This window comes from Amycolatopsis sp. NPDC104863 (genome assembly GCF_055582965.1).
Genome location: NZ_JBVJOW010000001.1, coordinates 105,561 through 128,267 on the forward strand (window position 1 = coordinate 105,561; position 22,707 = coordinate 128,267).

11 protein-coding genes are annotated in these 22,707 nt (G+C 73.2%); 7 read left to right on the forward strand and 4 right to left on the reverse strand.

What is annotated here, in order from left to right; translation table 11 throughout:
• The 3 genes from ACZ63J_RS00540 to ACZ63J_RS00550 form a co-directional block, all read right to left on the reverse strand.
• The gene (locus ACZ63J_RS00540; protein WP_465400604.1) at positions 1 to 8,484 is read right to left on the reverse strand and encodes an amino acid adenylation domain-containing protein; all 8,484 of its coding nucleotides are present in this window, start codon (positions 8,482 to 8,484) and stop codon (positions 1 to 3) included.
• Positions 8,481 to 12,257 (reverse strand): non-ribosomal peptide synthetase, encoded by a 3,777-nt coding sequence (locus ACZ63J_RS00545; protein WP_465400603.1) that lies wholly within the window; start codon positions 12,255 to 12,257, stop codon positions 8,481 to 8,483. Before ACZ63J_RS00545 ends, ACZ63J_RS00540 begins: the two co-directional genes overlap by 4 nt.
• 237 nt (positions 12,258 to 12,494) lie before the next feature.
• Positions 12,495 to 13,199 carry a glycosyltransferase family protein gene (locus ACZ63J_RS00550; RefSeq protein ID WP_465400602.1) on the reverse strand — a complete coding sequence of 235 codons (705 nt, stop codon included), beginning with the start codon at positions 13,197 to 13,199 and terminating at the stop codon, positions 12,495 to 12,497.
• 95 nt (positions 13,200 to 13,294) lie between these two features.
• Here ACZ63J_RS00550 and ACZ63J_RS00555 point away from each other — a divergent pair, with 95 nt between their 5' ends.
• Positions 13,295 to 14,488 carry a glycosyltransferase gene (locus ACZ63J_RS00555; RefSeq protein ID WP_465400601.1) on the forward strand — a complete coding sequence of 398 codons (1,194 nt, stop codon included), beginning with the start codon at positions 13,295 to 13,297 and terminating at the stop codon, positions 14,486 to 14,488.
• Positions 14,489 to 14,492: 4 nt separating this feature from the next.
• Here ACZ63J_RS00555 and ACZ63J_RS00560 read toward each other — a convergent pair whose 3' ends face one another.
• On the reverse strand, positions 14,493 to 16,136 hold the full coding sequence (locus ACZ63J_RS00560; RefSeq protein ID WP_465400600.1) for a beta-1,3-glucanase family protein: 1,644 nt from the start codon (positions 16,134 to 16,136) through the stop codon (positions 14,493 to 14,495).
• Positions 16,137 to 16,576: 440 nt separating this feature from the next.
• Here ACZ63J_RS00560 and ACZ63J_RS00565 point away from each other — a divergent pair, with 440 nt between their 5' ends.
• Genes ACZ63J_RS00565 through melA form a run of 6 tightly spaced genes read left to right on the forward strand, consistent with a single transcriptional unit; the run spans position 16,577 to position 22,707 of the window.
• A complete protein-coding gene (locus ACZ63J_RS00565; RefSeq protein ID WP_465400599.1) occupies positions 16,577 to 17,404 on the forward strand; it encodes an endo alpha-1,4 polygalactosaminidase in 828 nt (275 codons plus the stop codon).
• Positions 17,404 to 18,672 carry an ABC transporter substrate-binding protein gene (locus tag ACZ63J_RS00570; RefSeq protein ID WP_465400598.1) on the forward strand — a complete coding sequence of 423 codons (1,269 nt, stop codon included), beginning with the start codon at positions 17,404 to 17,406 and terminating at the stop codon, positions 18,670 to 18,672. Before ACZ63J_RS00565 ends, ACZ63J_RS00570 begins: the two co-directional genes overlap by 1 nt.
• 9 nt (positions 18,673 to 18,681) lie before the next feature.
• Entirely contained in the window at positions 18,682 to 19,593 is a 912-nt protein-coding gene (locus ACZ63J_RS00575) for a carbohydrate ABC transporter permease (protein WP_465400597.1), read from the forward strand.
• Positions 19,590 to 20,462 (forward strand): carbohydrate ABC transporter permease, encoded by an 873-nt coding sequence (locus ACZ63J_RS00580; RefSeq protein WP_465400596.1) that lies wholly within the window; start codon positions 19,590 to 19,592, stop codon positions 20,460 to 20,462. The genes ACZ63J_RS00575 and ACZ63J_RS00580 overlap by 4 nt, the downstream gene beginning before the upstream one ends.
• 2 nt (positions 20,463 to 20,464) lie before the next feature.
• A complete protein-coding gene (locus ACZ63J_RS00585) occupies positions 20,465 to 21,403 on the forward strand; it encodes a carbohydrate kinase family protein (RefSeq protein WP_465400595.1) in 939 nt (312 codons plus the stop codon).
• A complete protein-coding gene (gene melA / locus ACZ63J_RS00590; protein ID WP_465400594.1) occupies positions 21,400 to 22,707 on the forward strand; it encodes an alpha-galactosidase in 1,308 nt (435 codons plus the stop codon). The genes ACZ63J_RS00585 and melA overlap by 4 nt, the downstream gene beginning before the upstream one ends.

Genomic DNA, 22,707 nt, shown 5'->3' on the forward strand with positions numbered 1-22,707 from the left:
TCACAGTCCGAGGGCCGCGGCCACGGCGGTGACGTGCGGCGCGCGCACGATGCCGTAGTGGGTGGCGGGCAGGGCGTGCCAGCGGCTCGGTTCGGGCAGCAGGGGGCGCCAGCCTTCGCGATCGCCGACCGGCAGGCCGGGCTCGGGTTCGGTGGCGAGCCAGACGTGGCTCGGCGTCGCGGCCAGGCGCGGCAGCTCGTGCCCGGCCATGCTGCGCAGGTTGGCCCGGCACGCGCGGGCGAGCCGCCGCGCGTGCTCGCCGGCGGTGCCGCTCGAAGCGCCGAGTTCCCGCTCGAACACCGCTTCCAGCTGCGTGTCGCTGTAGTCCGCGGCGCTCGCGCCGGGCGGCGGCGGGTCGATGAGGTGCAGGGCGCGCACCGGCTGCCCGGCCGTCTCGGCTTCGGCGGCCATGCCGGTCGCGACCCAGGCGCCGAACGACCACCCGGCCAGCTGCCAGGTCCGGCCGGGGAAACGCTTCTGCAGCGCCGTGTAGTAGCGGCGGGCCCGGTCCGCGATCGGCCAGCCGGGCGGTTCCGGCCGGCTCAACGCCGGGTCGGCGATCACGCAGACGCCGAGCTCGGGGTCCAGGGCCTCGACGAGCGGGCGGTACGCGTGGACGTCCCCGCCGACCGGGTGCACGAGGCACACGACTTCCGGCTTGGTCCCCTCGCGCCAGACCTGCACCACGACTTCGCCGGTGTCGCCGGCTTCGGAAAGCTTCGCGAGCAACGCCGTCATCGTCACCTCGGGCCCGAGCCACGCGAGGTCGAGGTCGACGCCGTAGAGCCGTTTCACGGAGTCGATGACGTCCAGCAGGGTCAGGGAGTCGGCGCCGAGGTCGTACAGCGGCACGTCCGGGTCGAGCTCGGCGACACCCAGCAGGGCGCGGACTTCCTCGGTCAGGTCGGCTTCCGCCGGTTTCGCCGTGATCTCCCGCTCGTGGAACCTGCGGGCCGTCTCGAGGCCGGTCGTCGCGACGAGGACCTGCGGGAGGCCCGTGGTCAAGGCGCGGGCGAAGGTGCGGCGGCCTTCTTCGTCGCTCAGGCCGACCGCGAGGTGCGCCTGGTGCTGTATGTCGGTTTCCAGTGCGGTGACGGCCATTCCGGTGTCACGCCAGACGTCCCAGTCGATCGAGAGGCGGGCGGTGGGGCCGTCGCGGTGGGCGAGGGCGTCGAGGAACCCGTTGGCGGCGGCGTAGTCCAGCTGGCCGGTGCCGCCGAACCGGGCCGACAGCGACGAGCAGTAGACGGCGAACGCGGGCTGGTGGTGTTCGATCAGCTGTTCCGTGAGCAGGGCGCCGGCGAGCTTGACGTTCTGCGTGCCTTCGCCGCGGGTGGCGATCAGGCTGCCGGTCGGGACGCCGGCCGCGTGGACGATCCCGGTGAGGGGTTCGCCGAGTGCGGCGTCGACCTCGTCGGCGGTGATCGTCGTGACGTCGGCGGCGAGGAGCCCGACGCGGTCCGCCCAGGGTTTGAGCGCTTCGGGCAGGAAGGGGTTGCGCGCCAACAGGACTACCCGGCCGGTGGTGCGGGTGAGCAGCTCTTCGGCGACGGCGGTGCCGATGCCGCCGGTGCCGCCGAGGACGAGGTGGGTGCCGTCGCCGTGGCCGGGTTCGCCGGGGGTGACCGGCGTGCTTTCCTCCGTCCACCAGAAACCGGCCCGGAGCGCGACCCGGTCCGGCGGGGGCGGGCCGGTGAGGAGGTCGGCGAGGCGGTCCAGGGTGGGGTCGGGCAGGTCGACCCAGTGGCCGGGGAGCCCGCTCTCCTGCGGGCCGATGGCCGTGATCCCGGCGAGCAGCCCGGCTTCGGGCCGCGTGACGGCGGTGTTGGCGGGCGCCGCGCCGTTCGAGATCCACCAAGTCCTGAGTGGACGGTCGTGGGCGGCCCGCACCAGAGCGGCGGGGGTGTCGAGACAGGCCCAGGTCGCGCGGGCCAGGGAGTTCTCGCCGAGGGGGCCGGTGATGGTGAGGGGGAGGGTGTGGAGCCAGTCTATGCCGGTGTCCGGCAGGGCGGCCAGGACCTGACGGAGGTCCGCGACGTCGGCCGGGTCGGCCTCGAAGGTGTCGGGCCCGAGGCGGGCGAACGCCGCCGCGGCGTGGACCCGGACGACACGCGGGTAGGCGGCGTCGAGCGCGGGGGCGGTCAGCGGTCCTTCGCCGGAGATGACGAGGACGCGATCGGTCGTGGCTGCGGTTGTGGCTCGCCGGAGACGGACCCAGGTGGGCTGGTGGAGCCAGTCGCTTTCGGGCAGCCGCGAGGCGGCGGCTCGCCGCGGGAAGTCGAAGTCGCGGACGGCGAAGGCAGGCGGCGGGAAGTCCCACGGCGCGGGCGCGGAGGAGCGGCCCCAGTCGACGGCCGCCCCGGCCACCCAGGCAGCGGCCAGCTCGGCCGCACCCGGGGCCGTCCCCGAGCTTTCACGTGAAAGCTCGGCACCGAGAGCGGAGCTTTCACGTGAAAGCTCGGAGTCGGGCACCTCCAGGGGCTCGGCGGTGCGCAGCCAAGCCACCGCCGCGGTCGCGTCCTCGCACACCGCCGCCATGCGCCAGCGAGCCTCCGGGCGGCCCGACTGCAGGTGGCGGAGAACGTCCACATAGGACTCCGGGTGCGCGGTCAGGTAGTCCGCCACCCGGGCCGCCGTCAAGCGGAGCGCGGACGCACTGCGTGCGGAAAGCACCAGGCACCGCACCGGTTCGGGCGCCGGAACCGCCGCCGGGCGGACCGACTCCAGCACCACGTGGGCGTTCGTCCCGCCGATGCCGAAGCTGCTCACCCCGGCCACCCGCGGGCCCGCGGGCCACGGCTCCGCCCGCGTCGGCACGCGGAACGGCCCCAGGTCCAACGCCGGGTTCGGCGCCCGGAAGTCCACCGTCGGCGGCAGCACGCCGTGGTGGAGGGCGAGGGTCGCGCGGATCAGGCCCACCACGCCCGCCGCCGCGCCGAGGTGGCCGATCTGGCTCTTCACCGACGACAACGCGCAGCCCGTCGACTCCGGCATCGCCTCGCGCAGCGCCGCCACCTCGATCGGGTCGCCGAGGCGGGTGCCGGTTCCGTGCGTCTCCACGTACCCGACGTCGGCGCCGGAGCGTCCGGCTCGCCGGAGCGCGGCTTGGACGGCCGCGCGCTGCCCGGCCGGCGACGGCGCGCTGTAGCCCTGCTTCACCGCGCCGTCGTTGGTCAGCGCCGAGCCTGTGATCACCGAGTACACCGTGTCGCCGTCGCGGCGGGCCGCCGAAAGCGGCTTCAGCACCACCACACCGACGCCACTCCCGCCGACCGTGCCGTCCGCGTCGTCGCTGAACGGCCTGCAGTGCCCATCCGCCGAGAAGATGTGCTGCGGCCGGTACCGGTACCCCTCGGCCAGGGTGACGTCGACGAGCACGCCGCCCGCCAGCATCACTTCCGCCTCGCCGCCGCGCAGCATCCCCGCGGCCTGGTGGACGGCCACCAGCGAGCTCGAACACGCCGTCTGCGTCGTCAGCGCCGGGCCGGTCAGATCCAGGTGGTACGCGACCCTCGTGGCCAGGAAGTCCTTCTCGTGGTGCAAAGCGAGCTGAAAACCGTCCGGCAGCGCGGCCGGGTCGGCCGAGCGCAGCATCTCCTGGAAGTACGTGTTCTCCCCGCACCCCGCGATGAGCCCGACCCGGTCCGACCGGGTGACCCCGGCGTGGGCCAGCGCTTCGACACACGCCATCAGCAGCTGCCGCTGCTGCGGGTCCATCAGCGCCGCGTCCCGGTGGCTGATCCCGAAGTGCTCCGGGTCGAACTCCAGCGGCCCGTCCAGCAGGCTGCGCGCGCCGACCAGGCCGTCGGCGGCCGGGAACTCCTGGATGCCCCGGCGGCCGGCGACGACCAGGTCCCAGAACGCCGCCAGGTCCGGTGCGCCGGGCAGCCGCACCGCCATCCCGACGACGGCCACCGGCTCGTCGGCCGCGGCCTCGGAGACGACCCGGGCCGGGGCCGGGCTGCTTTCGAGGTGCCGCGTCAGGTCTCGCAAAGTGACGTGCTCGAAGAGGTCGGCCGCGGTGAACCGGTACCCGGCTTCCGCGCAGCGCAAGTGGAACCGCATCAACGAAAGACTGGTGGCGCCCGCGGCGAAGAACGTCTCGTCTGGCCCGATCGACGCGCCCGTCACCTCCTCGAACAACGCCGCCAGCTCACTCGACGGCGGTGAGGCTCGGCGCAGATCCGTGCCCGGCGCGAGGGAAGCGGCGTCCCGGTCGAGCTTCCCGCTGGGTGTGCGCGGCAGAGCGTCGACAACGCGGAAACGGTCCACTCGCGCGTGCGGCGGCAGCAGCGGCGCCAGATGATCAGCCAGCTCCGAAGCGGACGGCGTCCGGCGGCACTCCAGGAACGCGGCCAGCCGGTCGCCCTCGGGCACGACCACCGCGTTGACGACGTCCGCGTGCCGCAGCAGCGCGGCTTCGACCTGCCCGAGCTCGAGGCGGTACCCGCTGAGCTTGACCTGCCGGTCGGCCCGGCCGTCGAAGTGCAGCAGCCCGGCGCGGTCGAAGTGCGCGAGGTCGCCGCTGCGGTAGTACAGCTCCGGCAGCTCGGCGAACTTCTCCGGAGCCGCGTCGCCGAGGTAACACCGGTTCGCCGCGAGACCACCGATGAGCAGCTCGCCGACCTGCCCCGGCGGCAGCGGCGCGCCCGAGGCGCCGGCGACCCGCAGCACCGCGTTCGCCACCGGACGCCCGATCGCGGGCCGCTCGGGCCATTCCGCCGGGTCGCCGTCGAGGGTCAGCGCGCTCACGACGTGGGTCTCGGTCGGGCCGTAGTGGTTGTGCAGCCGCGCGCCCGGCAGCCCGGCGAACCAGCGGCGGATCGCCGGGGTGCACACCAGCTGCTCGCCGGCGGTGACGACGTCCCGCAGCCGCGACGGGAACCGCCCGAGCCGGACGCCGTGCTCGGCCAGCAGCTGCAGGGCGACGTACGGCAGGAAGATCCGTTCGATCCCGGCGGTGTCCAGCTGGGCCAGCAACGCCGGGACGTCGTGCCGCCACTCCGGACGGACCAGGTGCAGCCGCCCGCCGCCGCAGAGGGTCGTGAAGATCTCCTGGAACGACACGTCGAACGACAGCATCGAGAACTGCTGCGTCACCGCGGGCGGCGCGTCCTGCCACTGCAGCAGGTTGGCCAGCGTGCGGTCCGGGACGCGCACCCCCTTCGGCACGCCGGTCGAGCCCGAGGTGAACAGCGTGTAGAGCGGCCGGCCCGCGTGCCGGGCCGGGACGTCCGGGACCGGCCCGTCGGTGAGCGTGACGAACCGCCGCTCGACGTCGGTCTCGAAGTCCTCACCCGGGGCGAGCAGGACGCAGCGCGGCCGGACCTGGCCGAGCACGTCCCGCAGCAACGCCGGCGGGTACGCGGGATCCAGCGGCACGGCGATGATGTTCAGCCGGGCGAGGGCGAGCAGCGCGACGACGTGTTCGGCCGACGGCCGCAGGTACAGCGCGATGTCGGTGGCGTCCGTGGGCAGGGTGGCGGCCAGCCGGGCCGCGTGCGCGTCCAGCTCGGCGTAGGTCAGCGTGGTCTCACCGGTCAAAGCCGGGGCGTCGGGCGTCCGCGCCACCTGACGCGCGAAGCCTTCCGCCACGGTCTCCCACGTCAGCTCCGCTGTGTCGCCACGGCCGTGGTCGCGGTGGTCCGGTGTCTGCGCGTCGCCGTGCAAGGCGCGGTCGAAGACGTCGCCGAGAGCGGTGATTTCGGCTTCGGTGAAGTGGCCTTCGCCGTACTCCCACAGGCAGTCGAAGCCGCCGGGCCGTTCGACGACCGACAGCGTGAGCGCGCACTTCGCCTCGGCCGCCTCGATCCACTGTGGACTGACCGAGCAGCCCGGCAGCCGCAGCGCGCCGAAGTCGGTGTTCTCCAGGACGAACAGGTAGTCGAACGCCGCGTACCCGGGATCGAGGTCGGCGAAGGCGACGTCCTGGCCGTCCAGAGCCGCGCCGGACGCTTCGCCGAGCCGGCGGAGCTGGGAGCCCAGATCTTCGTCCGGGTCCACCGTCAGCGGCAGCCGGACGGTGTTGGCGAACATCCCGACACTGTCTTCGAACTCCCGCACCGGCCGGTTCGCCACCGGCGCGGCGATCCGCGGCCGGGTCCGCCCGGTCACGGCGTAAAGGCTCCAGGCGAACACACCGAGCAGGAGCTGGAACCGGGTCAGGCCCAGCTCGCCTGCCCATGCGTCAACACGCTCGTGGTCGATCCGGGTTGTGTGCAGCCGCCCGGCCAGGGACGCTTCGCCGAGTGGCTCGGCGTCGTCGGTCCGGTCGGTCAGCCGGTCGCGATAGCCGGGGGAGGCGAACCAGCGGGACTGCCAGGCGGCGAAGTCGAGCGGGGTGTGCGTGTCCGGTCGTGGCGGTTCGCCGGACAGCTCGCGGAACAGGATGTTGAGCGACCAGCCGTCGACCGCGATGTGGTGCAGGCACAGCAGAAGCGTGCCCTCGGGCCGCCAGGCCGCGCGCAGCAGCCGGCCGGAAGCGAGGTCGAACGGCGCGGTGAAGAAGTCGCCGGAAGGCTCGGTCCACGGGTCGTACGCCGGGTTCGGCACCTGGCGCAGGCCGTCGGGGGTCGCCTCGAACGCGGTCCGCAGCGCCGGGTGCCGTTCCACGAGCGCCCGGACGTCGCGGCGCAGCGCCTCGACATCCGGTGCGCCGGTGACCTCGAAAGCCAGCGGCACGTGGTACGCCGTCGAAGCCGGATTCCGTTGCTGCAGCAGCCAAAGCCGTTGCTGTTCGCTGGTGGCCGGGGCCGTCGTCGCGGTTGTCGGCGGTCCCACCGGGGGATACAACACGTGCCCGGCGGAGGAGACGGCGGCGGCGAGCTCGGCGAAATTTCCTCGCTGCACCAAGGAAGGCGGGAGGTCCGCGCCCCAGCGTTCCCGGATCGCGAACCGCAGCCGCAACGCCTTGAGCGAGTCGCCGCCCGACCGCAGCCACGTGTCGCCGGGACGAAGATCCGGGATGCCGAGGACGTCGGCCACGACGTCCAGGACTTCGCGCTCCCACGCCGTCGCGTCGCCGCCGGTGTCCGGTCGCCACGGCGGGAACCCGCCGGCCAGCAGCGCGGCTTCGTCGACCTTGCCGTTCGCGTTCCGGGGCAGTTCGCCGAGGCGGAAGACGTGGTGCGGCCGCATGTAGACCGGCACGGTTTCGCTCAGATGAGCGTCGAAGGCGTCGAAGGACAGGTCTCCCGCCACGACGAACGCGAGCAGCTCTGCGGTGGCCGCGCGACGCACGGCGACGTGGGCCTGCCGGATCTCGGGGTGCGCGAGCAGGCGCTGCTCCAGCTCACCCGGCTCGATCCGGAACCCGCGGACCTTCACCTGCCGGTCGGTCCGCCCGGCGTAGGCGTACCGCCCGCCCGGCAGCACCCGCACCAGGTCGCCGGTCCGGTAGAACCGCGCACGGCCGTCGTCGAACCACGGCAGCCGGACGAACCGTTGCCCGGTCTCCGTGGGCAAACCGCGATAACCGAGCGCGACGCCGGCGCCGGAGAGGTACAGCTCGGCGATCTCGCCTTCGGTGGCGACCCGCTCGTCCGGCGTCACGGCGACCGCGCCGGTGCCGGGCAGCGGACGGCCGATCGGCACCACGTCCCCGTCGAAGCCGCGCGGGATGGCGTAGCTGAGGGCGAACGTCGTCGTTTCCGTGGGCCCGTAACCGTTCTGCAGCCGGGTCGGCGAGTCCGGGTTGGCCCGGTACCAGCGGCGGATCAGGGGCGCGTTGAGCTGCTCACCGCCGATGACGACCCGGCGGACGGTCGCGAAGCTGCCCGGTACGGTCTCGGCGACGGCGTTGAACAGCGTCGCGGTCACGAACATCGTGTCGACGCGCTCGCGGACCAGCGCGTCGGCGAACGCCCGCGGGTCCCGCACGGTCTCGTCGTCGAGGATCACGCAGGTGCCGCCGGTCAGCAGCGGGACCCACACCTCGAAGCTGATCGCGTCGAACGCCGGGTTGGCCAGGCAGGCGAACCGGCTGCCGGCGTCCAGCCAGCCGGGTTCGGCGAGCCGCAGGACACCCGCGTCCCGCACCTCGACGCCCTTGGGCCGCCCGGTCGTGCCGGAGGTGTAGAAGAGGAACGACGCCGGCGCGGGTTCGGCGGGCAGGCCGGGCGACACGGTCGTGGCCAGGAGTTCGGCCGGTGTGACCCCGGGCAGCTCGTCGCTGACGACGGCGGCCGCGCCCGCGTCGGCGAGGATGACGTCACGGCGTGCGGGCGGGCTCTGCCGGTCCAGCGGCACGACCTGCGCGCCCAGGCGCAGCACGCCCAGCATGACCTGCACCAGCTCCGCCGAGCGCGGCAGGCCGACGGCGACCGCGTCACCCGGGCCGACCCCGAGGCGCGACAACGACTCCGCGACGGCCGCGGCGCCGGCGTTCAGCTCCGCGTAGGTGAGCCGCCGCGCGCCGTCGGACACGGCGACGGCGTCCGGGTGCCGCAGGGCCCGGTCGTGGACGCGGCGGGCGAGCGACGTCATCGGGCCGCCAGCTCGGCCGTGATCACCTTGGCGACCAGCGGCAGCGCGTCGCTTTCGAGCATGTCCCAGTGCCCGCAGCCGGCCGGGACGACCTCGAACTCCCCGCGGACGCGGCGGCGCCAGAACTCCGCGGTGCCGGGGATGGTGTCCTCGCCGACGGCCTGCACGAACACCACCCGCGCGCCCGATTCGCCGGGGTCGTGCTCGCGCGCGGTCAGCCGGTTGTGGTTGTACGTGCGGTGGTAACGCTCGATCTGCGCGTCCTCGATGCCCGGGTACATCCCGTTGAACCGCACCAGCTTCTCGCGGAACTCGGCCGCCGGCACCGGCTCGATCGCCGCCTTCGCGGCCGGGTCGTCGGTGGCGGTGGTGTCGAGCAGGACAACGCTGACGCGCGGGTGGTGCTCGGCCAGCCGCCGTCCCATCTCGTAGGCGACCAGGCCGCCGTAAGACAGTCCACAAAGGACCAGCGCCTCGCCGGGCCGCGGGTCGACGAGCCGCAGGTACTCCTCGGCCATCGCCTCGACGCTCGGCAGCAGCTCTTCGCCGGGATTGAGCCCGGGCGACTGGATCCCGGCCACGCCGGCGTCCTCGGGCAGCTCGGCGCTGAGCGGCAGGTAGCAGAACGCCGTCCCACCGGCCGGGTGCACGCAGACGACGCGCGCCTGACCGGCGCCGCGGCGGAACTCGATCAGGCTTCCGCCCTCCGGCGGGGTGTCCGCACGCAGCAGCGCGGCCTGCGCCTCGATCGTCGGGTGCACGAGGACGTCGCGGATCGGCAGCTCACGGCCGAACTCCGCGCCGATCGCGTGGGCCAGCTTGATCGCCGAGATGGACGTGCCGCCGACGTCGAAGAAGTCGTCCGAGACGCCGATCGCGGGGTGCAGCAACAGGGTCCGCCAGATCCGGAGCAGCGCCAGCTCGACGTGGTCGCGCGGAGCGGCGGTGTTGACCGCCGCGGGGGCCGAAGCCCGGGCGTGCGCCAAGACGGCGTCGCGGTCGAGCTTGCCGCTGCGGTTCAGCGGCAGCCGGTCGAACTCCGCGAACACCGACGGGATCATGTAGTCCGGCAGCCGCCCGGCCAGCGCGGCTCGCCACTCGTGCGGGGTCTGGGCGCCGCCCACGACCCCGGCGACCAGCCGGGGCTCGCCTTCGCGGTCCACCAGCACGGCGGCCTCGCGGACGCCGGGGACGGCCAGCAGCGCGGCCGTCACCTCGCCGGGCTCGATCCGGAACCCGCGCAGCTTGATCTGGTCGTCGCGGCGGCCCGCATACTCGGCTTCGCCGTCGGAGAGCCAGCGGGCCAGGTCGCCGGTGCGGTACATGCGCTCGCCGGGGACGAACGGGTCCGCCACGAACCGCTCGGCGGTCAGCCCCGGCCGGTGCAGGTAGCCGCGGGCCAGGCAGTCGCCGGCCAGGAAGACCTCACCCGCGACGCCCGGCGGCACCGGCCGCAGCCGCTCGTCCAGGAGGTACATCCGCGAACCGGGCAGCGGCCGGCCGATCGGCGCCGGGCGCTCCAGCGGCCGCGGGTCGAAGTGGGCGGTGGCGTAGAGCGTGGCTTCCGTCGGCCCGTACCCGAAGCAGATCCGCAGCCCGGGAACCGCTTCGGCGAACCGCGCGAGCGCGGCCTCCGACAGGGATTCGACGCCGGTGAGGACCTGCCGCAGCGCGAGCCCGGCGACGCGGGTTGGGTCTTCGTCGATCCAGCGGACGTACGCGGGCGGCAGGAACGCCTGCACCACCCGGTGTTCGCGCAGCCACGCCATCAGCGCCGCGGGGTCGGCTCGGACGTCCTCGGGCACGACGTGCAGCACCGCGCCGGTCGTCAGGGGGAGCAGCAGTTCGTGCACCGAGGCGTCGAAGCCGATGCTCGACCACGCCGACGTCGCCTCGCCGGGCGTCGGGCCGAAGCGGTCGAGCCACTGGTCGAACAGGGCGAGGACGCTGTGGTGCGGCACGGCGACACCCTTGGGACGCCCGGTCGAGCCCGAGGTGTAGATGACGTAGGCCGTCTCCCGCGGGCCGGTGGCCACCGGGGTCCGGGTCTCGTCGCCTTCGGCTTCCAGCGCCCGGACGTCGTCACCCAGGACCAGCACCGGGCGCGCGTCCTCGAGCATCGCCGCTCGCCGGGCTTCGGGCTGGGCCGGGTCGAGCGGGAGGTAGGCGGCGCCGGTCTTCAGCACGCCCAGCACGGCGACCACCAGCTCCACCGACCGTCCACTGAGGACGGCCACGACCTCGCCCGGTCCGGCCCCGCGGGCCCGCAGGGCGTTCGCCAGCTTCGTGGTGCGGCGGTCCAGCTCGCCGTAGGTGAGGGTCCGGCCGTCGCAGACGAGCGCGGGGGCCTCCGGGGTCGTACCGGCGTGACTGGTGAACCGGTCGACCAGCCCGCCGGGCCGGCGGTTCGGCCGGGGGCCGGTGCTCCAGGCGGTGAGGATCTCGTCGCGCTCGGCGTCGTCGAGGAGCTCGTAGCTCGTGACGTCCGCGTCCGGCCGGGTGGTCAGCTGGTCGAGCAGCCGGACGAGGTACCGGGCGTAGCGCTGCGCGGTGGTGGGGTCGAAGAGGGCGACGGCGTAGTCGAGGTGCCCGGCGACGTCGCCGTTTTCGTCGGCCAGGCCGAGCGCGAGGTCGAACTTCGCGGGCGCGTGCTCGACGTCGACCGAGGTGACAGCCACGTCCGGCAGCTCCAGCAGGTCGTGCATCGTCGGCACCCAGGCGAACATCGTCTGGAACAGCGGGGTGTGCGCGGGGCTGCGCGGCGGGTTGACCAGCTCGACGACCCGCTCGAACGGCAGGTCGACGTGGTCGAGCGCGCCGCGCAGGGCCGCGCGGACCTGCCGGAGCAGGCCGGCGCCGGTGGGGGAGCCGCCCAGCTCGGCGCGCACGGCGATGGTGTTGACGAAGAAGCCGAGGGTGGCGGGGTGGTCGCCCCCGCCGCCGCCCCGGTTGGCGGTGGGGACGCCGACAACGATGTCAGTTTGGGCGGAAAGCCGGGAGAGCAGCAGAAACCAGCAGGTCAGGATGGCGGAGTAGAGCGTGCCGCCGTGCTCGCGCGCCACCGCCTTCACCCGCGCGGTGAGCTCCGGCCCGAGTGCCAGCGGCACCCGGCCGCCGCGGTGGTCCTGCCGCGCCGGGCGCGGCCGGTCGGCGGGCAGCTCCAGCACCGGCGGGACGCCGTCGAGGCGGTCCCGCCAGTACGCCTCGTGCGGCGCCGGGCCGGGGCCGGCGAGCCAGTCCTGCTGGGCTTGGGCGTGCTCGCGGTACGGCCGCGTTTCCGGCAGGGAAGCCGGTTCACCGCTCATCTGAGCGGCGTAGAGGATCCCGAGCTCACGCAGCATGAGCGTGCGCGACCAGCCGTCGAAGACCGTGTGGTGGACGGTGATCAGCAGGACGTGGTGCTCGGCGCCGTCGGCCAGCAGCCGCGCCCGGCCGAGCGGCGCGCGGGTCAGGTCGAACGCCTCGAACGGGTCGGTGCGCCGCAGCTCGGCCGCCCGCTCCGGCCGCCCGGTCACGTCGGTGACGGTGACCGGGAAGCCGTGGCCGGCGGGTTCGACGATTTGCACGGGCCGGCCGTCCTCGACGGCGAACCGGGTGCGCAGGGCTTCGTGGCGGTCGGCGAGAGCTTCGAACGCGCGGCGCAGCGCGTCGCGGTCCAGTGGGCCCCGCAAGGTGAACGCCATGGCCTCGTTGTAGGCCGGGCCGGCCCCGTCCAGCTGGGAGACGGCCCAAAGGCGCTGCTGACCGGACGACAGCGGTGCGGTCACCTGCATCGAGGACGGCCTTTCCGGGCAGGGCGGGCAGCCGAGGTCGGGGAAACGCTCTCTGTCTGTCCGGACCGTTGCCAATCCGGCCAAAAGCAGGCCGATCCTCAAGCGGTACTCGACTATCGTTACGAAGCCATTCGGCCGTGGCTGTGGTCGGATTGGCAACGAACGGCAGAGTAACACCACACCTTCGGGTGATCACGAGTCGTGGCGCAAGTCTGCCCGGAAGTCTCCGCCGGAGCGTCAGCCCGCGACTGTGTTGTAGTTCACGATCCGCTCCACCATCAGCGCGACCGCGCCGGCCAGCGGGCTGTCCGCGTCCCGGCGGGCCACGTCGGGCAGCCGGTGCGCCTCCTCCGCGGTGACCGCGACCATGCCCCAGCACGCGTTGAAGCCCGCCGGGTCCGCCGGCTTCTCGGCGGCCGCCGCGACGGTCGCGGCGTCGCCTTCCCCGCTGACGGTGAGCGCGCCCGTCAGCCGCAGGGCGTCGGGATCGCGCTCCTCGGTGGCCACCACACTCCAGCCGGTCTCCTTGGCGCGCTCCACCGCGGTGCCGAGGCTGCCGGTGCTGCCCGCGCCGCTGACAACGATGTCAGGGAGCACGAGGGCCACCGGTCCCGCCGTCATCGGCAAGGCCGACCGGATCGCTCCGTCGAGCCCGGCCTGCAGCGATTCGTCCTGGTAGACGAAGACGATCTGGAAGGTCTGGGCGTACCGCTCGAGGTAGCGGACGGTGTCGAGCTTGTGCGCCCGGAACACGACGACCAGGCGCACGTCGAGCCCGTTTTCGGCCAGTTCGACGGCGGGCGCCAGGCTGCGGTCCAGCACCGTGACGCCGGGGGTCAGGCAGTGCAGCTCCTTCGAGTAGGGCGCTTCGAAGCGCGTCGCGAATCCGGCGCACGGCAAGACGATCGAGACATCGGGGGTGGTCACGGACGAACTGCGCATCGAGGACTCTCTCCGTGAGTGGGATCGGGAACCGGGCGGGGAGCTCCGTACACTCCTGCCGCACCGTAAGGGAAGATCGGCGGAAGTGGGGCGGAATGCGGGTGCTGCTGGCCACGTACGGGACCCGGGGCGACGTGGAACCGCTGGTGGCGCTGGCGGTCCGGCTCCAGGAGCTGGGTGTCGAGACGCGGATGTGCACCCCGCCGGACGAGGAGTTCGCCGAGCGGCTGACCGGCCTCGGGATCGAGCCGGTGCCGGTCGGGCTGTCGATGCGGGCGTTGATGAGCGGGGAGCAACCGCCGTCGGCCGCCGAGCTGTCCCGCTACCGCAACGCCGTTGTCGAGGCCCAGTTCGAGGCGTACCCGAAAGCGGCCGATGGCTGTGCCGCGCTGGTGGCGGCCGGGCTGGCGCAGGTCGGCGCGCGGTCGGTGGCCGAAGCTTCGGGCATCCCGTACTTCTACGCGACCTACGCGGCGGTCAACCTGCCCTCGCCCCACCACGCGCCGCCGCCGCGGCCGGGCTGGCCGGAGCCGGAGACCACCGGCAACTGGGCGTTGTGGGAGCGCGACGCCGACCACGCGAACACGCAGTTCCGCGAAGCGCTCAACGGCCACCGCGCGGCGCTCGGCCTGCCGCCGGTGGACAACGTCCGCGACCACGTCTACAGCGAGCGGCCCTGGCTCGCCGCCGACCCGGTCCTGGGGCCGTGGCCGGATACCCCGGGGCTCGACGTGGTCCAGACCGGCGCCTGGTACCTGCCGGACGACCGCCCGCTCCCGGCCGACCTGGAGAGCTTCCTGGCTGCGGGCCCGCCGCCGGTCTACGTCGGCTTCGGCAGCATCCCGCCGGCGCCGGGCATCGTTTCCCGGGCCGTCGAAGCGATCCGCGCGCTGGGGCACCGCGTGCTGGTCTCCCGCGGCTGGGCCGACCTCGACGTGCCCGACTGCTTCGCCATCGGCGAGGTCAACCACCAGCGGCTGTTCGGTCAGGTCGCCGCCGTGGTGCACCACGGCGGCGCGGGCACCGCGCAGACGGCCGCCCGGGCCGGCGTGCCGCAGCTGGTCGTCCCGCTGCCGATCGCGGACACCCCGTACTGGGCCGCCCGGGTGGGGGAGGCGCGGGTCGGCGTGAACCTCGACGGCGCGACCGCCGACACCGAGTCGCTGACGGCCGCCCTCGAAACGGTCCTGGGAACCGAAACCCGGGCGCGGGCCACGGCTTTGGCCGCCCGGATGCGCACCGACGGCGCGGCCGTGGCCGCCCGCCGGCTGCTCGACACCGTGGGGTGAGCGGTCACCGGGTGAAGGTGAACCAGTTGATGTTGACGAAGTCCGCGGACCCGCCCCCGAACGTCAGGTAGAGGTCGTGCACCCCGGTCGCCGCGCCGACGACGTTGGCCGGGACCGTCTGCCACTGCTGCCAGCCGCCGTTGTTGGCGAAGTCGATCTCGGCGATGACCGGCCCGTTCACGCTGTCCAGCCGGGCGAGGATCGCGCCGCTCACCCCGGCGGCCGCGCCGGAGGCCAGGCGGGCGACGAACTGGCGTGGTGAGCCCGAGCCGAAGTCGACACCGGAGTACTTCAGCCAGTCCCCGCCGGCGATCCAGCCGACGTCGACGCCGCCGCCGGTGTCGCCGCACGCCTCGTTCTGCGTGCCGCTCTGCGCGCTGTAGGACTCGGCCTGGATCGTGGAGTACGCGCCCACGCCTCCGCCCGGCGGCGGTGTGGTGCCGCCGCCCGCGCCCGGGCCTAGAGCGACGGTCCAGGACGTCGGCGCCGGGTCCTGCAGGTGGCCGTCGACCGGCTGGGCGCCGGTCGGGCCGACGTCGTCGTACGGGAAGGCGTAACCGATCGACGCGTGCTGGTGGACCAGCCGCGCGTAGTGGTTCGTCGTCGCGTCTTGGTAGTACTGCGAAGGAGCGACGCCGTCGGGCTGGTTGTTGCCGCCGCCGACCAGCAGGCTGCTGCGGTTGAGCGCGGCGGCCAGCCGCGCGGCGACGGCCCCGCGCGCGTCCCCGCCGGAGTTGTACAGCGGCCCGCTCGCGCAGCCGAAGATGTCCACCGCACTGGGTTTCGTGAACGGGACGCCGTTGGTGTTGAGACCGGCGAACACGAGCGTGTCCCCGCTGACCGTGCCGGTGTAGGAGCCGATGGCGCCCTGGCCGTTGACCGTCAGCGGCGTCGAGCGGTAGTGGTCCCAGACCGCGTTCAGGTAGTTGTTCCAGTAACCCCCGAAATCGACGGGGGAGTGCCCGGGCGCGAGCAGCCGCACCACTTTCCCGGACGCGTCGGTGACGACCAGCCGGTCCCACGGCGCGCCGTCGGTCGAGTGCTGGGCGCGCAGCCCGTCGGCGATGGCGGCGAGCGCGCCGTCCGGCAGCGGGCTGACCGACTGCGCGCCGGCCGCGCCCGTGGTGGCCATGGACACCGGCAGCGCGACCATGTCGACGTAGCTGATGTTGGCGTAGAGGTTCGCGCTGTTGTAGGTGAACTCGCAGAAGGTCCAGTTCGTCTGCCAGTTCGGGTCCGAGCTGGTGAAGCCGGGCTGCACCAGTCCGGGCCCGGGGTTGACGAAGAACTGGATCTTCTTGTCCGCCGAGAACCAGACGCGACCGCCGATGATGTAGTCGTTCAGCATCACCGTGACCTGGGATCCCGAGCCGCTCAAGGGAATCGCGTAGTCGGGGATCGGCGTCACCGGTGAAGAGGGGTTGGGCAGCCGCTGGAACCGGCCGTCGGCGGTGACAAAACCGGGCCAGCCCGAGGTGTCGGCGCCGCTGACGTAGGCGTAGACGGTGCCGTTGCCGGAGTTGTTCTTCAGGGTCAGCGGCAGCGCGGCGGCGGCCCGCGCCCGCGGCGCGGCGAGGGCGGACCAAAGCGGTGTGCCGGCCGCGGCGGCCACGAGCCCCGCGGTGACGAAGGTACGCCTGGAAAGCATTGGCACCTCCTGGGAAGGGGCGGATGCCATGTGGTCCAGACCCTTTATCCGCCGGTGGCCGAACGGTAGGTACGCGCCCCGGCGCGGTCAACGCCCGGCGGGCCGGGTCGGGTACGAACGTCCCTCGAAGCTGCCCTTTCGGCGCAGCGGGGCGCGGCCGCCGGTGTTCGGACGTCCCGGCGGCGGACGAGCTCGGCTTGCTGCCCCTGTCACGACGCTCAGCGACCCGAGGCAGGCCGTCCGCCGTGCTCGCGAGTGCGTGATCGTCGCTCCAAGCGATCAGCATCGAGCACTTGACATGCGCGGACTTGCTGGTTTTACTTCTCGGCACGTCGGCGTGGTTCTGTCCCGGCGTGAGAGGTACGCCCAGCCGGTATGTCGGCCGCCGCCGCGAGCCCGGACTGAGTCGCCAGGACGTGCACGGCGTCCGAGGCGGGGTCGTGCCCACCATCATCCGGAGACCGATGATGCCCTTCTCCCGCACCCGGTTCCTGACCGTCGCCGCGTGCTCGGCCGCGATCCTCGGCGGCAGCGCGTGCTCGGCCGCCGCCGCGCCGGCCGCGGCGCCCACGCCCCCGCCGGTCAAGGCGGGCTTCGACTACCAGATCGGCGGCGCCTACACCCCGGCCGCCGACGTCAAGGTCGTCAGCCGCGACCACACCGCCCAGCCCGCCGCCGGGCTCTACAACATCTGCTACGTCAACGCTTTCCAGGCCCAGCCCGGCGCCGAAGGGGAGTGGAACGACCTCCTGCTGCGCGACGCCGGCGGCAAGGTGGTCGTCGACGAAGACTGGGGTGAGGCCCTGCTCGACCTCCGGACCGCGGACAAGCGCACCCGCGTCGCCGCGAAGGTCGACACCTGGGTCGACGACTGCGCGGCCAAGGGCTACCAGGCGATCGAACCCGACAACTACGACAGTTTCACGCGCTCGAAAGGACTTCTGTCCGACAGCAACGCCCAGGCCTACATCCGCCTGCTGTCCGCGCACGCCCACGAAAAGGGCCTCGCGATCGCGCAGAAGAACACCTCCGAGCTGGCCGGTCAGCGCCAGGCGAACGGGCTCGACTTCGCCATCGCCGAAGAGTGCGGGCAGCAGAAGAACTGCGGTGAGTTCACGCCCGCGTTCGGCGACCACGTGATCGTCATCGAGTACATCGACAGCGGGCTCAAGACCGCCTGCAGCCGGTGGAGCTCGCTGAGCATCGTCCGCCGCGACCTCGACGTCGTCCCGAAGGGCGAGTCCGGCTACGTCCGCAAGACCTGCTGATGGACCGGCGGAGCTTCCTCCGCGGGGTCGGCGGCCTCACCCTCGGCACGGCGGTGGCCGGGTGCGGCGCGGCCACGACGGGCGACGGCGGTCCGGTGACGGTCGAGGTCTGGCACGGCCAGACCGACACCGGCAAGAAGGTCCTCGACGCGCTCGTCGCGGACTTCCACCGGACGCACCCCGGCATCCGGATCGACCTGGGCGGCGGTGTCCTCGCCGACGCGATGCTCCAGAAGATCACCGCGGCGCTCGCGTCGGGGTCGTTCCCGGACATCGCCTACGTCTTCGGCTCGGACCTCGCCAGCGTGGCGCGCAGCCCGAGCGTCGTCGACGTCACCGGTCTCGTCGACGCGGGCCCCGGCTTCTGGGCGCCGGCCCGGGAAGCGGTCACGGTCAACGGCCGCGCCCGCGCGGTCCCGGCGCTGCTCGACTCGCTGGCCGTGGTGTGCAACAGGACGTTGTTCGACCAGGCCGGGATCCCGCTGCCCGCCGCGGGCTGGACGTGGGCCGACTTCGTCGCCGTGGCCGCGAAGCTCACCGACCCGGGCAGCGGCACCTTCGGCACCGCGTGGCCCGCCACCGGCGACGAGGACACCGTGTGGCGGCTGTGGCCGATGGTGTGGGACCTCGGCGGCGACGTCATCGGCGCCGGCGGGCGTGGCATCGGGTTCGAAGGCCAGGGCGTGCGCGCGCTCGAAGTCGTCCGCGACCTCGCCGCGGCGAAGTCCGTCTACCTCGACCCGAAGACCGGCAGCGAGCAGATGTACCAGGCCTTCGAAGCCGGCCACATCGGCATGGTCCCGACCGGGCCGTGGCAGCTGCCCGACATCACCGACGCCGGGATCGACTACGCGGTCGTGCCGCTGCCCAGCTTCAGCGGCCGCCCGGTGACCATCTCCGGCCCGGACACCTGGACGCTCTTCGACAACGGCGAAGCCCGGGTCGACGCGGCGCGGACTTTCCTGTCCTGGCTGGCGGACCCGGCCCAGGACGTCCGCTGGGACGACGGCGCGGGCAGCCTCCCGCTGAGCCGCCGGACGCAGCAACTGCCCGCGTGGCAGGCGAAAACCGCCGAAACACCGGGCCTGCCGGTGTTCGTCGACGCGCTGGACCACGCCCGCGTCCGCCCGGTGCACCCGGCCTATCCGCAGGTGTCGGCGGCGCTGGGCACCGCGATCGTCGCCGTGCTGCTCGGCCAGGCGTCCCCGGCCGACGCGCTGCGCGACTGCGCCGCGGCCGCGAACGCCGCCCTGATCATTCCGCGATAGGGAGCCGCCATGCCCGGACTGCCGAGGCCCATCACCGTCACCCCCATTCAACGCAGGCGGCGCGAAACCGCCGCCGCCTGGGCTTACGTCTCGCCCGCTGTCCTCATCATCCTGGGCCTCGGTGTGGTGCCCGTGGCCTGGTCGCTGCTGCTGTCGTTCCAGGTCGACGACCTCGTGACGCCCAGCCGGTGGGTCGGCGGGGACAACTACGCCGCGCTCGCCCAGGACCCGCACTTCGCCCAGGCGGTCTGGAACACCGTGCTGTACACGGTGCTCTACGTCCCGCTGAGCATCGTGTTCGGCTTCCTGCTGGCGCAGGCGCTGAACCGGCGCATCCGGCTGATCGGCGTCTACCGGACGCTCGTGTTCGTCCCGTTCGTGCTCTCGGCGACGGCGCAGGGGGTGCTGTTCTCGTTCATCCTCGACCCGCAGTTCGGCGCGGCCAACTCGCTGCTGCACCACCTCGGCGTTTCCCCGCAGGGTTTCCTGACCGATCCGGGGCAGGCGCTGCTGGTGCTGGTCGGCATCACGCTGTGGAGCGGTGCCGGATTCTGCGTCGTGGTCTACCTCGCCGCGCTGCAGGACGTCGAGCCGTCGCTGGTCGAGGCCGCGCGGCTGGACGGCGCGGGCACCTGGCGCGTGCTGCGGCACGTGACGCTGCCCGCGGTCACCCCGGTGACGGCGTTCCTCGTGCTGTGGCAGCTGATCACGTCGCTGCAGGTGTTCGACCTGGTCTACGTGACGACCAAGGGCGGCCCGCTCGGCTCCACCACGGTGATCGTCTACTTCGTCTGGGAGCAGGCGTTCAAGAACTTCACCGCCGGGTACGGCGCGGCGTCGGCCTACGTGCTCGCGCTCGCCCTGCTCGTCGTCGTGGTGGCCGTCCGCCTGCTGCGCCGCCGGCGGGAGGTGCTCCGATGACCACCCGGATCGGCAGTGTGCCCGCCCCGCGCGTCCTGCCCGTGCTGCGGCGGCCGCGGCTGCCCTTCAGCCCGTGGCACCTGCTGCTCGTGCCGCTGGCGCTCGTGTTCGCCGCGCCGCTGGTGTGGCTGCTGCTCAGCTCGGTGATGAGCAACGCCGAGATCAACCGCTTCCCGCCCGCGCTGTGGCCGTCCCGGGTGGACTTCTCGGGCTACCGCTACGTCCTCGACAACGCGCTCTTCGTGCGCTGGTTCACGAACTCGCTGATCGTCTCGGCCGTGACGGTCGCGTCCAACCTGCTGTTCGGCACGCTCGGCGGGTACGCGTTCGCGCGGATGCGCTTCGCCGGGTCGCGGGTGCTGCTCGGGCTGATGGTCGCGACGATGGCGATCCCGTTCCAGCTCACCATGATCCCGACGTTCCTGGTGATGAAGCAGCTCGGCCTGATCGACAGCCTGGGCGCGCTCATCGTGCCGTCCCTGGTCACGCCGTTCGCGGTGTTCCTGCTGCGCCAGTTCTTCCTGTCCCTGCCCAGGGAGCTCGAAGAAGCGGCCTGGATCGACGGCTGCTCGCGGCTGCGGGTGCTGGTCACGATCGTGCTGCCGCTCTCGCGGCCCGCGCTGAGCACGGTGGCCGTGCTGACGTTCCTGAGCACCTGGAACGACCTGACCTGGCCGCTCATCGCGCTCAACCACGACACGACGTACACACTGCAGCTGGGCCTCACCACCTTCCAGGGCCAGCACCACACGAACTGGGCCGCGGTGATGGCGGGCAACGTGATCACCGTGCTGCCGGTGCTGCTCGCCTTCCTCGGCGCGCAGAAGACGTTCATCCAGTCCATCACCACCAGCGGGCTCAAGGGCTGACCATGCACCGTTTCGACCTCCTGGTCGTCGGCGACGCCAACCCCGACGTCATCCTCGGTCCACTTCGGACGGACCTCGCCTTCGGCCAGCGCGAACAGCTCGCCCCCTTCGGCACGCTCACTCTCGGCGGCTCCGGCGCCATCACCGCCGCCGGCGCCGCCCGGCTGGGCCTGAAGGTCGCCCTCGCCGGCCGGGTCGGCGCCGACGAAGGCGGCCGGTTCGTCCGCGCCGCGCTCGAGGAACGCGGTGTCGACACCACGGCGTTGCGCACCGACCCGGACCTGCCGACCCCGCTGACCACCGTCCTCACCCGCGACGGCGACCGGGCGATCGTCACCGCGCCCGGCACCCTCGCCACGACGTCCGCGGCCGACGTCCCGCCGGAGCTGCTGGCCACCAGCAGGCACGTCCACGCGTCGTCGTACTTCCTGCTGCCGAAGCTCGCCGCCGATCTGCCCGCCCTGCTGCGCACCGCCCGGGAGCACGGCGCGACCACGTCCGTCGACACCAACGACGACCCGGCCGGGACCTGGGACGTCGGCGGCCTCCTGGCGGAGACGGACTTCCTGCTGCCCAACGCCGCGGAGGCCGTCCGGCTGGCGGGCGTGCCCGACGCGCGGCGGGCCGCCGCGATGCTGGCCGCCCGCGGCCCCGCCGTGGTGGTCAAGGACGGCGAGGCCGGGGCCTTCTGCTGCCAGGGCGGCGAATTCGCCTTCGCTCCCGGCGCTCCGGCGGCCGCCGTCGACACGGTCGGCGCCGGGGACAGCTTCGACGCCGGGTTCCTCGCCGGCGTCCTGGCCGGGCTGCCGCTCGCGACGGCGCTGCGCTGCGGCGTCGTCTGCGGCGGCTTCTCGGTCCGCGCCCGCGGCGGCACCGCGGGCCAGGCCACGTGGGACGACGTCCTCGTCCACCTCGAACGCACCGGATCGGACCCCGCATGACCCCCAAGATCACCTTCGTCGGCGCCGGCAGCGTCGTGTTCACCCAGGGCCTGCTCGCCGACCTCTTCGCCTACCCCGAGCTGGACGGTGTGCACGTCGCCCTGCACGACATCGACCCGGACCGGCTCGCGACCGCGCTCGCCGCGGCGCGGCGGATCGCCGCCGTCCGCGGGGTCAAGCCGCTGCTCACCGCGCACGCCGACCGCCGGGAAGCGTTGTCGGGCGCGGACTTCGTCGTGGACATGGTCCAGATCGGGATGGGGGCGGCGACCCGCGTCGACTTCGAGGTCCCGGCGCGCTACGGCCTGCGCCAGACCATCGGCGACACGCTCGGCATCGGCGGGATCTTCCGCGCGCTGCGCACGTTCCCGTTCCTGAAGGCGCTCGGCGCGGACATCGCCGACGTCTGCCCGGACGCCTGGCTGCTCAACTACACGAACCCGATGGCGATGAACGTCCAGTACCTGGCCGAGGCGACCGGGCTGACGCGGGTCGTCGGGCTGTGCCATTCGGTGTACTGGACCGTGCACGGGCTCGCACAGCTGGTCGGCGTGCCGTTCGAGGAGGTCACCTACGTCGCGGCCGGGGTCAACCACCAGGCCTGGGTGCTGCGCTTCGAGCACGGGGGCGCCGACCTCTACCCGCGGCTGGCCGAGCTGGCCGCGGCCGACGAGCAGCTGCGGCGGCGCGTCCGGTTCGACATGTTCCGGCGCCTCGGTTTCTACCCGACGGAGACCAGCGAGCACTCCGCCGAGTACGTGCCCTGGTACCTCAAGCACGACAGCGAAGTCGAGCGGCTGCGGCTGCCGATCGGCGCCTACCTCGACATCGTCGCGGAGAACGAGGCCGAGTACGAGCGGACGCGGCGGGCGGTCGCGGCCGACGAGCCGCTGCCCGTCGAAGGCACCGAGGAGTACGCGCCGCAGATCGTCCACAGTGTCCTCACCGGGACCCCGCGCACGGTGTACGGCAACGTGGTCAACCACGGCCTGATCGAGAACCTGCCGGCCGGCGGGGTGGTCGAGGTGCCGTGCCTGGTCGACGGCACCGGCGTCCGGCCGACCCGGATCGGCGCGCTGCCCCCGCAGCTCGCCGCGCTGAACCGGACGTACCTGAGTGTCAACGACCTCGTCGTGCGCGCGGCCGTCGAAGACGACCCGCGGCACATCCGCCACGCCGCGATGACCGATCCCGCGACCGCCGCCGCGCTGCCGGTCGAGCGGATCTTCCAGCTGTGCGACGACCTCGTCCGCGCGCACGGCGACCGCCTCCAGCCCGCCCTGCGTGCCGTCCTCGGCCACTGA

What these genes read in the sequence shown, in the direction of transcription:
- ACZ63J_RS00575 (WP_465400597.1), top strand. Translation starts at nt 18,682, where the DNA reads ATGCCCGGACTGCCGAGGCCCATCACCGTCACCCCCATTCAACGCAGG.
- ACZ63J_RS00570 (WP_465400598.1), top strand. Translation starts at nt 17,404, where the DNA reads ATGGACCGGCGGAGCTTCCTCCGCGGGGTCGGCGGCCTCACCCTCGGC.
- ACZ63J_RS00560 (WP_465400600.1), bottom strand. Translation starts at nt 16,136, where the DNA reads ATGCTTTCCAGGCGTACCTTCGTCACCGCGGGGCTCGTGGCCGCCGCG.
- melA (WP_465400594.1), top strand. Translation starts at nt 21,400, where the DNA reads ATGACCCCCAAGATCACCTTCGTCGGCGCCGGCAGCGTCGTGTTCACC.
- ACZ63J_RS00555 (WP_465400601.1), top strand. Translation starts at nt 13,295, where the DNA reads ATGCGGGTGCTGCTGGCCACGTACGGGACCCGGGGCGACGTGGAACCG.
- ACZ63J_RS00585 (WP_465400595.1), top strand. Translation starts at nt 20,465, where the DNA reads ATGCACCGTTTCGACCTCCTGGTCGTCGGCGACGCCAACCCCGACGTC.
- ACZ63J_RS00550 (WP_465400602.1), bottom strand. Translation starts at nt 13,199, where the DNA reads ATGCGCAGTTCGTCCGTGACCACCCCCGATGTCTCGATCGTCTTGCCG.
- ACZ63J_RS00540 (WP_465400604.1), bottom strand. Translation starts at nt 8,484, where the DNA reads ATGACGTCGCTCGCCCGCCGCGTCCACGACCGGGCCCTGCGGCACCCG.
- ACZ63J_RS00580 (WP_465400596.1), top strand. Translation starts at nt 19,590, where the DNA reads ATGACCACCCGGATCGGCAGTGTGCCCGCCCCGCGCGTCCTGCCCGTG.
- ACZ63J_RS00545 (WP_465400603.1), bottom strand. Translation starts at nt 12,257, where the DNA reads ATGCAGGTGACCGCACCGCTGTCGTCCGGTCAGCAGCGCCTTTGGGCC.